At 61.7% G+C, this 9327-nt stretch carries 11 protein-coding genes and 1 riboswitch; of the genes, 10 read left to right on the top strand and 1 reads right to left on the bottom strand.

What is annotated here, in order from left to right:
• The 10 genes from ACEW8N_RS14155 to ACEW8N_RS14200 all read left to right on the top strand — a co-directional run.
• Nucleotides 1-894: 2-oxo acid dehydrogenase subunit E2 (locus tag ACEW8N_RS14155; RefSeq protein WP_373500483.1), on the top strand; the 894-nt coding region annotated here is incomplete at its 5' end.
• A 93-nt stretch (nucleotides 895-987) separates the two neighbouring features.
• Nucleotides 988-2412, top strand: coding sequence for a dihydrolipoyl dehydrogenase (gene lpdA / locus ACEW8N_RS14160; RefSeq protein WP_373500484.1), 1425 nt, complete (start codon nucleotides 988-990; stop codon nucleotides 2410-2412).
• Between the two features lie 138 nt (nucleotides 2413-2550).
• Nucleotides 2551-2742: a DUF2065 domain-containing protein gene (locus ACEW8N_RS14165; protein ID WP_373500485.1), complete on the top strand. Its 192-nt coding sequence runs from the start codon at nucleotides 2551-2553 to the stop codon at nucleotides 2740-2742.
• Between the two features lies 1 nt (nucleotide 2743).
• Nucleotides 2744-3817, top strand: a complete 1074-nt coding sequence (queA, locus tag ACEW8N_RS14170; RefSeq protein ID WP_373500486.1) for a tRNA preQ1(34) S-adenosylmethionine ribosyltransferase-isomerase QueA — start codon at nucleotides 2744-2746, stop codon at nucleotides 3815-3817.
• Nucleotides 3818-3864: 47 nt separating this feature from the next.
• Nucleotides 3865-4995, top strand: a complete 1131-nt coding sequence (gene tgt, locus ACEW8N_RS14175) for a tRNA guanosine(34) transglycosylase Tgt (RefSeq protein WP_373500487.1) — start codon at nucleotides 3865-3867, stop codon at nucleotides 4993-4995.
• Nucleotides 4996-5090: 95 nt separating this feature from the next.
• Complete coding sequence (locus ACEW8N_RS14180; RefSeq protein ID WP_373500488.1) at nucleotides 5091-5312, top strand: NifU family protein; 222 nt, start codon at nucleotides 5091-5093, stop codon at nucleotides 5310-5312.
• Nucleotides 5313-5327: 15 nt separating this feature from the next.
• The gene (locus tag ACEW8N_RS14185; protein WP_373500489.1) at nucleotides 5328-6509 is read left to right on the top strand and encodes a pyridoxal phosphate-dependent aminotransferase; all 1182 of its coding nucleotides are present in this window, start codon (nucleotides 5328-5330) and stop codon (nucleotides 6507-6509) included.
• Between the two features lie 95 nt (nucleotides 6510-6604).
• Nucleotides 6605-7021 (top strand): carboxymuconolactone decarboxylase family protein, encoded by a 417-nt coding sequence (locus ACEW8N_RS14190; protein WP_373500490.1) that lies wholly within the window; start codon nucleotides 6605-6607, stop codon nucleotides 7019-7021.
• A gap of 165 nt (nucleotides 7022-7186) precedes the next feature.
• On the top strand, nucleotides 7187-7645 hold the full coding sequence (locus ACEW8N_RS14195; RefSeq protein ID WP_373500491.1) for an Hsp20/alpha crystallin family protein: 459 nt from the start codon (nucleotides 7187-7189) through the stop codon (nucleotides 7643-7645).
• 23 nt (nucleotides 7646-7668) lie between these two features.
• Nucleotides 7669-8064, top strand: a complete 396-nt coding sequence (locus tag ACEW8N_RS14200) for an Hsp20/alpha crystallin family protein (RefSeq protein ID WP_373500492.1) — start codon at nucleotides 7669-7671, stop codon at nucleotides 8062-8064.
• A gap of 200 nt (nucleotides 8065-8264) precedes the next feature.
• On the opposite strand, the gene ACEW8N_RS14205 is transcribed toward ACEW8N_RS14200, so the two are convergent.
• The gene (locus ACEW8N_RS14205; protein ID WP_373500493.1) at nucleotides 8265-8600 is read right to left on the bottom strand and encodes a hypothetical protein; all 336 of its coding nucleotides are present in this window, start codon (nucleotides 8598-8600) and stop codon (nucleotides 8265-8267) included.
• Between the two features lie 390 nt (nucleotides 8601-8990).
• A riboswitch (cyclic di-GMP riboswitch) is annotated at nucleotides 8991-9065 on the top strand.
• The last annotated feature ends 262 nt before the right edge of the window (nucleotides 9066-9327 follow it).

Raw genomic sequence — 9327 nt, forward strand, 5'->3', positions numbered from 1 at the left:
GTCACGGCGGACGACGTCCGACGATCTGCCGAAACCGGCCGGGCCGAAATCGCCGGCGTCTCCCGGGAGGAGAAACCGGCCGCGGCGAAGCCGGAAGCCTCCCCGGCGAAGCCCCGGACGGAGGCTGCCCGCCCGCTTTCGCCGGAGGCGCCGCCGCTCCCCGACTTTTCCAAATGGGGCGATGTCGAGCGGGTCCCCGTCCGGTCGATCCGACGGGCCACGGCCCGGCAGATGGCCCTGGCCTGGTCCCAGATCCCCCACGTCACCACGACGGAGAGGGTCGATATCACCGATCTGGAGACCTTTCGCCGGAAGCACAAGGCGAGGGTCGCCGAGGCCGGCGGCCGCCTGACCCTGACGGTCTTCGTCATCAAGGCGGTGGTCTCGGCCCTGAAGCAGTTCCCCTATTTCAATTCGAGCCTGGACGCGGCTTCGGGAGAACTCATCCTGAAACGCTACTACCACATGGGCGTGGCGGTGGACACCGACGACGGGCTGATCGTCCCGGTGCTCCGGGACGTGGACCGCAAGAGCATCACCCGGCTTGCCGTGGAGCTCACGGAGATGGTTGCAAAGACCCGCGACCGGAAGATCGCCGTGGAAGACCTTCAGGGCGGGACCTTCACCCTCACCAACACGGGCACTTCGGGCGGCGCGCTTTTCGTCCCCATCGTCAATCACCCCCAAGCGGCCATCCTGGGCATGGGCCGGGCGTCTCTGGAGCCCGTGGTGCGCACCCTGCCCTCGGGCCGGCACGAGATCGTGCCGCGCCTGATGATGCCGGTCATTTTGACCATGGACCACCGGATCCTGGACGGCGGGGACGCCTCCCGCTTCCTTGCGGTCGTCACCGGGGCCCTGGCCGACCCGGAGCAGCTTATGTTGATCGGATAGGAAGGAAGGCTGAAGACTGAAGGCAAGAGGCGCAGGATTTTTTTTCAGCCTAATCCCCTTCAGCCTCCAGTCTCACGTAAGGAGGACGCAGTCATGGTTATGGGAGAACTGGTGCAGGAATGTGAGGTCGTCGTCATCGGCTCGGGGCCCGGGGGCTATGCCGCGGCCTTCCGTGCGGCGGACCTGGGCATGGATGTGACCCTCGTCGACACGGCCGAGGGACCCGGCGGGGTGTGCCTCTTCCGGGGATGCATCCCGTCCAAGACCTACCTCCATCTCTCGGAGCTGCTTCATGACGCAGCCGGTGCCAAGGAGATGGGCATCTCCTTCGGCCGGCCCGAGATCGATATTGCGGGCGTCCGGCGCTGGAAACAGACGGTGGTGGAAAAGCTGGCCGGCGGCCTCGTGCAGCTTGCCGAACAGCGGGGCGTTCAGCGCCTCAGGGGCCGGGCGGAATTCGTCAGCGCCGGTGAAATCCGGATCCAGGGATCGGATATCAGCGGCATCCGCTTCAAACGCGCCGTCATCGCAACCGGCTCCCGGCCCATCGCCCTCCCGGAGACCCGTTTCGAGAAGGGCGGCCGGATCATGAGCTCCACGGCGGCCCTGGCCCTGGCCGATATCCCCGGGAGGCTCCTGGTGGTGGGCGGCGGCTACGTGGGGCTCGAGATCGGGATGATCTATGCGGCCCTGGGATCGGATATCCACCTGGTGGAAATGGGCGACCGCCTGCTCCCGGGCATCGACCCGGACCTGGTGGCGCCCCTCGCCCGCCGCCTGGACAAGGCCTTCACAGCCATCCATCTCAACACCCGCGTGGAGGGGGTCCAAGCCCGTGACGCCGGCGTGGACGTCGCCTTTTCCGGCGACGGCGCCGATGCCGGAGGCGCTTTTGACCGGGTGCTCGTGGCCATCGGCCGGGCGCCCAACACCCGGGGGCTCGGCCTGGAGCACACCCGGGTCAAGACCGACGACCGGGGGTTCATCATCGTCGACGACCGGCAGCGGACGGACGACGAAAACATCTTTGCCGTGGGCGACGTCACCGGCGGCATGATGCTGGCCCACAAGGCCTCCCGAGAGGGCAAGATCGCGGCCGAGGTCATGGCCGGAGAGCCTTCGGCCTTTGATGCGGCGGCCATTCCGGCGGTCGTCTACACCGACCCCCAGATCGCTTACTGCGGCCTCACCGAAACGGCGGCGGCCCGGGAAAACCGTGCCGTCGAGGTTCAGCGGTTCCCCTGGAAATATTCCGGCCGGGCCCTGACCATGGGGGCCGGCGAGGGGATGACGAAGATGATCGTCGACTCCGCCTCCCAGCGGATCCTGGGGGTCGGCATCGTGGGCCGGGGCGCCGAGGGGCTGATCTCGGAGGGGGTCCTGGCGGTCGAGATGGGCGCCGTGGTCCAGGATGTCGCCTTCACCATCCATCCCCACCCCACCCTCTCAGAAACCGAATCCGAGACCGCCGAGATCTTCCTGGGCAGCGCCCTCCACGTCCCGCCCCGGAAAAAATGAGGATCGGCCCGCAGCGTCATGGGGGTCCATTATTTTTTTGACAAAAAATATCCAAACCCTATAATAGCCCATTTTACATCGGCGCGTCGAACTGCCGGACGCCGGTGAAGCCTTCAGAAATTCAAGGAAGACCTATCGATGGAGTTTTTTCTGTGCGTCATCGGCATGGTGATGTTCATAGAGGGATTTCCCTATGCCGCCTTTCCCGGCAGAATGAAATCCTGGATCGAAAAGATATTGGAGCTCTCGCCCCGGACCCTTCGCGGGTTCGGATTGATCATGATGCTGGCGGGCCTGTTGGTGGTCTATGCCGGAAAAGCCCTCGGGTAGCATGTTCCAGCTCAGGGATTACGGCTACGATCTGCCCCAGGAACTGATCGCCCAGCACCCCGCCGGACACCGGGACGGATCGAGGCTGCTCTGCCTGGACCGTGCAAGCGGCCAAACCGCCCACCGCGTCTTTTCAGACCTTCCCGAACTGCTCGCGCCGTCCGATGTCCTCGTCGTCAACGACACCGAGGTCATTCCGGCGCGTCTTTACGGCCGCAAGGCCAGCGGCGGGAAGGTGGAGGTCCTCCTCCTCGGCTACGGGGACGGCAGCGGAGGCAGCGGCGACCGGGAGGTGACCTGCGAATGCATGATCAAGTCCTCCAAGCGCCCCCGCCCGGGAACCCGCCTCTTCTTCGATCAAGGGCTGACGGCAGAAGTCATGGGCGGCCGGGACGCCGTCCACACCCTCCGGTTTACAAGCCCGGAGCCCTTTGAATCCATCCTCTACCGGATCGGCGACATGCCCCTGCCCCCGTATATCCGCCGAAACGGGGGAAGAGGCGCGGCCGACGAAGCCCCGCACGACGACCGGACGGCCTACCAGACCGTTTTCGCAGCCCGGAAAGGGGCCGTAGCCGCCCCCACGGCGGGACTCCATTTCACGCCCGGGCTTCTGGACCGCATCCGGCGGCGGGGCGTTGACGTCGTCACCGTCACCCTCCACGTGGGCTACGGCACCTTCGTGCCCGTCCGCGTCGAGGACATCCGGGACCACCGGATGCACCGCGAACGCTTCTCCATTCCGGAGGCAACCGCAGGCGCCGTCAACCGGGCCAGAGCCGAAGGCCGGCGGATCGTCGCCGTGGGTACCACCTCGGTCCGGACCCTGGAATATGCCGCAGGCGCCGACGGCCGGATCACCCCCGGCACCGGAAGCTGCGACCTCTTCATCTATCCCGGCTACCGGTTCAGGGCGGTGGACGCCGTGATCACCAACTTCCACCTGCCGGAATCGACCCTGATCATGCTGGTGTCGGCCTTCGCCGGACGGGAGAAGGTTCTTTCGGCCTACCGGGAGGCCGTGGCCGAGCGGTACCGCTTTTTCAGCTACGGGGACGCCATGTTCATCGCGTGAACCGGCGTTCATTCTGACCACAGGACATGCTTGCTCAAGGAGGAATATTGCCCCATCCGTTTCAGGTGACCGCGCGCTGCGGGACAACGCGCGCCCGGACAGGCCGGCTTTCGCTGGTCCACGGCACGGTCGATACCCCCGTCTTCATGCCCGTGGGCACCCTGGGGACCGTCAAGGCACTGGCCCCGGAAGACCTCACGGCGGCCGGCGCCCGGATCATCCTGGGCAACACCTATCACCTCTACCTCCGGCCGGGCTGCGATGTCATTGAGCGTTTTTCCGGGCTCCACCGCTTCATGAACTGGGACCGCCCCATCCTCACCGACAGCGGCGGGTTCCAGGTCTTCTCCCTGGCCAAGCTCACCAGGATCACCGAGGAGGGGGCCCGCTTCCAGTCCCACATCGACGGCTCCAGCCATCTCCTCACGCCCGAGAAGTCCATCGAGATCCAGATCACCCTGGACTCGGACATCCTCATGTGCCTCGACCAGTGCATCGCCTACCCGGCCGAACGGCGGGCCGCCCGGGAGGCCCTTGAGATCACCGCCCGCTGGGCCGAAAGATGCCTCCGGACCTGGCGGGAGACGTCCGGGGAAAAGAATGCGCTTTTCGGAATCGTCCAGGGGGGGATGTACGAGGACCTCCGGCGGATGTCGGCCGAGGCCCTGACCGCCATGGAATTCAGCGGATACGCCCTGGGCGGACTGAGCGTCGGGGAGCCCAACCAGATGATGTACGACGTGGCCGAAGCCGCCCTTCCCCTTTTGCCCGACGACCGCCCCAAATACATCATGGGTGTGGGCACGCCCGAGGACCTGGTCGAGCTCACGGCCCGGGGGGCCGACATGTTCGACTGCGTCATGCCGACCCGGAACGCCCGGAACGGGCAGCTCTTCACCCGCCGGGGCACCCTCAACATCGCCAACAGCCGGCACCGGACCGACACGGCCCCCATCGACCCGGAATGCGGCTGCTACACCTGCCGGAACTACTCCCGGGCCTACCTCCGGCACCTCTACCAGTCCCGGGAGATCCTGGCCTACCGGCTCAACACCCTCCACAATCTCCATTATTATCTCAGCCTCGTGGCGGGGATGCGCGAGGCCATCCGCTGCGGGCGGTTTGCGGGGTTCCGGAAGGACTTTTACAACGCGCGGGAGGCCGCAAGCGAGAAATGACAACCCCCGTTTCGGTATTACCTTAAGCGTCACCTGTCGAATGAGGTTTGGCAAGTCGTCAACATGAACATTCATTTTATAGAAGGAGCAGATCCATGAAAGAAAAAGTCGAAGCGGTATTGAAAAAAATCCGGCCCGCCCTGCAAAAAGACGGCGGGGACGTCGAACTGGTGGAGATCCTGCCCAACGGCATCGTCCGGGTAAGGCTCAAAGGCGCCTGCGCCGGATGCCCCATGTCCCAGATGACATTGAGAAACGGCATTGAACGGGTCCTCAAGCAGGAGATCCCTGAAATCAAAGCGGTCGAACCCGCTTAACCCCGGAGGAGTTCAATGGCGATTGCAGCAAAGATCCAATCGGTGATCGAAAAATCCTCCTGGATCCGGAAGATGTTCGAGGAGGGGGGGCGGCTCAAGGCGGCCCACGGGGCGCAGAACGTCTTCGACTTCAGCCTGGGGAACCCCAACGTCCCGCCCCCCGAGATTTTTGAAAAGACCCTGAGGGAGATCCTCGATTCGGGCGAGGCCAAAGACCACGGGTACATGCCCAACACCGGATACCCCTTCGTCCGACAGGCCGTCGCGGACTATGTCGGCAAGGAGCAGGGGGCTGCCGTGACGGCGGAGGAGATCATCATGACCTGCGGGGCGGCCGGGGCTCTCAACGCCACCCTCAAGGCCCTCCTGGACCCGGGGGACGAGGTCCTCACGCCGGCGCCCTATTTCGTGGAATACGGCGCCTATGCCGACAACCACGGCGGCGTGCTGAAAACGGTCCCGACCCGGGAGGATTTCACCCTCGACCTGGCGGCCATGGATGCCGCCGTCACGGAAAAGACCAAGGTCGTTCTCATCAACTCGCCCAACAACCCCACCGGCCAGATCTACGACGCGGCGAGCCTCGCGGCCCTGGGCCGGCTGCTTGTGGATCGCGGCGGGGCCATGGGCCGGACGATCTATCTCGTCTCCGACGAACCCTACCGCAAGATCGTCTACGACGGGGCCCGGGTGCCCGGCATCTTCGAGGCCTGCCCCAACAGCATCATCGCCACCTCTTACTCCAAGGAGCTGTCGATTCCCGGGGAGCGGCTCGGCTACATCGCGGTCAACCCCGCTTTGGACGACCGGAAGAACCTCTTGGCCGCCCTGGCCCTGACCAACCGGATCCTGGGCTTCGTCAACGCCCCGGCCCTGATGCAGCGGGTCGTGGCCCGTCTCCAGGGCGTCACCGTGGACGTGGCCGAATACGACCGGAAGCGCAAGCTGCTCTGCACGGGGCTTGCCGCGTGCGGGTACGATTTCGTCACCCCGCCGGGCGCCTTTTATCTCTTCCCCAAAAGCCCCATCCCCGACGACGTGGCCTTCGTCCGGACCCTTCAGGAAGAGATGATCCTGGCAGTCCCGGGAAGCGGCTTCGGCGGCCCCGGCCACTTCCGGATCGCCTACTGCGTGGACGACAAAACCATCACGGGCGCCATGCCGGGGTTTAAAAGAGCCATCGAGAAATACCGGTAAAGGAGCAGATGGGATATCCGGGGCAGGCGGATCGCCCAGGTTCAACCGGGCATCCGGAAATCCACCCGATACCCCCTTAAAAAAGGAGATGTTTCATGGACACACCCGACAAATCCGTCGCGGAAAAAACCCGGGAAACCGCGGCCCTCTATTTCAAAGGCGTTGCCGATGAAAAGCCCTACGACCTGTGGCGGGCCTTCGACAAAGGCCTGGCCCGGGATCTCTCCCTCTTCATCACCGGCCAGATGTACGCCCGGGAAAAAATCCCCCACACCGTGCGCCAGCTCGTCACGGTTTCGGCCCTGACCGTGCTCTCGCGGCCGGACGAGTTGAAGCTCCACATCCAGGCCGCCCTCAACGTGGGGTGCAGCCCTGGGGAGATCGCCGAGACGATCTTCCAGACCGCCATCTACGGCGGGGTGCCGGCCGTCAATGTCGCACTCAAGGTCCTCAAATCCGTCCTCGAGGAAAAGGGGATGTGGCCCATGGAACCGGACGGCGTCCGCCCCTGAAAATCGCCGGTCCGCTCCCTTGACCTCCGGGAAGCGATGGTTATCTTTTTGGCACGTTAGCATCTAAACCTTTAAATACAAATGGTTATATCGGCATTATCGTTCCGGGCGACCGGCGTCTTCATGAACCGGCCGATTGAATCTCATCACCAGGGAGGGTTACCCATGTTCATCAGGAGAGTGTTGACCACGCCGGCTTTTCGACTGAAAAGCCCCTTTGACGAGCTCGAAGAGATGCGCGGGCGGATGGCGCACCTCACCCGCACCTTGGAGAACGACGCCGCCTTTACGCCCAGCGCCGGCGTTTTTCCGCTCATCAACGTGACCGAGGATGCAGACAACTACTGGATCCGCGCGGAGATTCCCGGCGTCAAGGCCGAGGACCTTGAGCTGACCATCACCGGGGATCACCTGTCCCTGTCCGGCGAACGGAAGATCGCGGAGCCCGGTGCGTCGGCGAAATGGCATCGGCGGGAGCGGGAGGCCGGCAAATTCAGCAGGATGATCAAGATCCCCGACCGGGTGGATGGGGAGAAAATCAAGGCCGGCATGGCGGACGGAATCCTATCCATCGCGCTTCCCAAAGCCGCGTCCGCAAAACCCAGACATATCCAGGTCGGCTGACGCCGCATGCAGGGAGGCTACCCATGTCAGACATTCGCGTGAAAGACAAAGATCAGGCCCCGTCAAAGGTCGAGCAGACCCGTCCAGGCAACACATTCGTGCCCGCGGTGGACATCTTTGAAACCGACGCGGCCATCACGGTGATCGCCGACATCCCCGGCGTCCGGACCGAGGATCTCGACATCGACCTCCGGGAAAACATCCTGACCCTGTCGGGCGAGGTCCGCTCCCGGGAGGGCGAAGGAGAGAAGGGGGTGCTGCGGGAATACGACACCGGGACCTATTTCCGCCAGTTCACCCTCTCCGAGGTGATCGAACAAAGCAGGATCGAAGCAAAAGTGGAGAACGGCGTCCTGAGGCTCTCACTCCCCAAGGTAGCCAAGGCCGCGCCCCGGAAGATCACCGTGACGGCGGATTAAGCGCGGTTAACCTGAATCAGGAAAGGGGCTCAAAAGGCCCCTTTTGCATGTTTTTTTGTGTAACCCGATCGAAAATCAACGCAACCATTCTTTTCTCATTTCCGGTTCTTCGCCTGCCTTTACCTAAAGCTCGGTGGCCCATTGGTCGGTTGCCGATGCATCCTTGTGGGAATCGAGTTCCTTCTTCAGGATGGGAACGGTCATTTCTCGGTGTTTGCGCTGACGTTCAGCCTCCTTGGGGTTGTAACCGCGGATGTAGCGCCTGCGCTGCTCGCGTCGCCGGCGACAACCTCCTTTGCATGAAAATTCTCCTTGAAAACGGTGTAGCTGCCGCGCTTGCTCGGGACATCCTTCCGTATCCCGGCCACATTGGGCATGCGCCAGGCCGGGATATACTTGCCGCAGGCTCTGGCCAGCTCCTTGCGTTTGTCCTCGGAGATCATGCCCGAGTCGGCGACAAACAGGGAACGGCCCAGCTTCCAGCCCCTCAGGCCGGCGCGAACCTCCCAGTGACAAACCGCGATCCCGATGTTCAATAGGTAACCCCATCAAAACTGGCGATGCTATTTCTGGCTCGATTTATGCTTTCCTAAAAAATAATATTTTCAGACTTGATTTAATGAAAAATGGATAAACCAGGCATTGATAATATTTTTTTATAAAATTTCAGACTATTAAGTTCTATAAAAACAATATAACCAAGATTTATCTAAGACAAAATTTGAAAAAAACGACAAAAATAGGTATTTGTACCGATAGACAATGTGATTTTTTTGTGTTTAATAGGTGCCTGGTTGACGATTGGTATTCAAGACGGTTTTCAAGTTTTTCCGTTTGTTGCGAAGCTGATGAATCTGTGGCGGCTACAGCGCTCTATTTCTATGCGCTTTTGCTCATATTGAACGTAGGGTAGACGAATAAAAAAAAGAAAAACTTGCCAAACCTGCCGTGAGACAGGGACGGAAAGCCACGGGTCTTAACGAGACAGCCGGGTTGCCTTTTTAAGGTGGCCCGGCTTTTTGTTTATTGACCTTCTTATCATATATTTATTGTTGAATGTTAAGTCCATAAATTACGTGATAGCTCTCATCTATTAAGTTGAGAATTTATTACACCAAAAACAAATTCAGAGCTCTTGACCCCAAGCAAATAAACAACTGAATTTACTTGATCAGGGTAGAAATATATGGTATTTATGAATGCAACAATATGGAGGCTCGAAGATGCTTCAAAGTTGCATTCCATTTCTCCCAGAGGGTGCTC

Source organism: Desulfococcus sp., assembly GCF_041737845.1.
Lineage (GTDB): Bacteria > Desulfobacterota > Desulfobacteria > Desulfobacterales > Desulfococcaceae > Desulfococcus.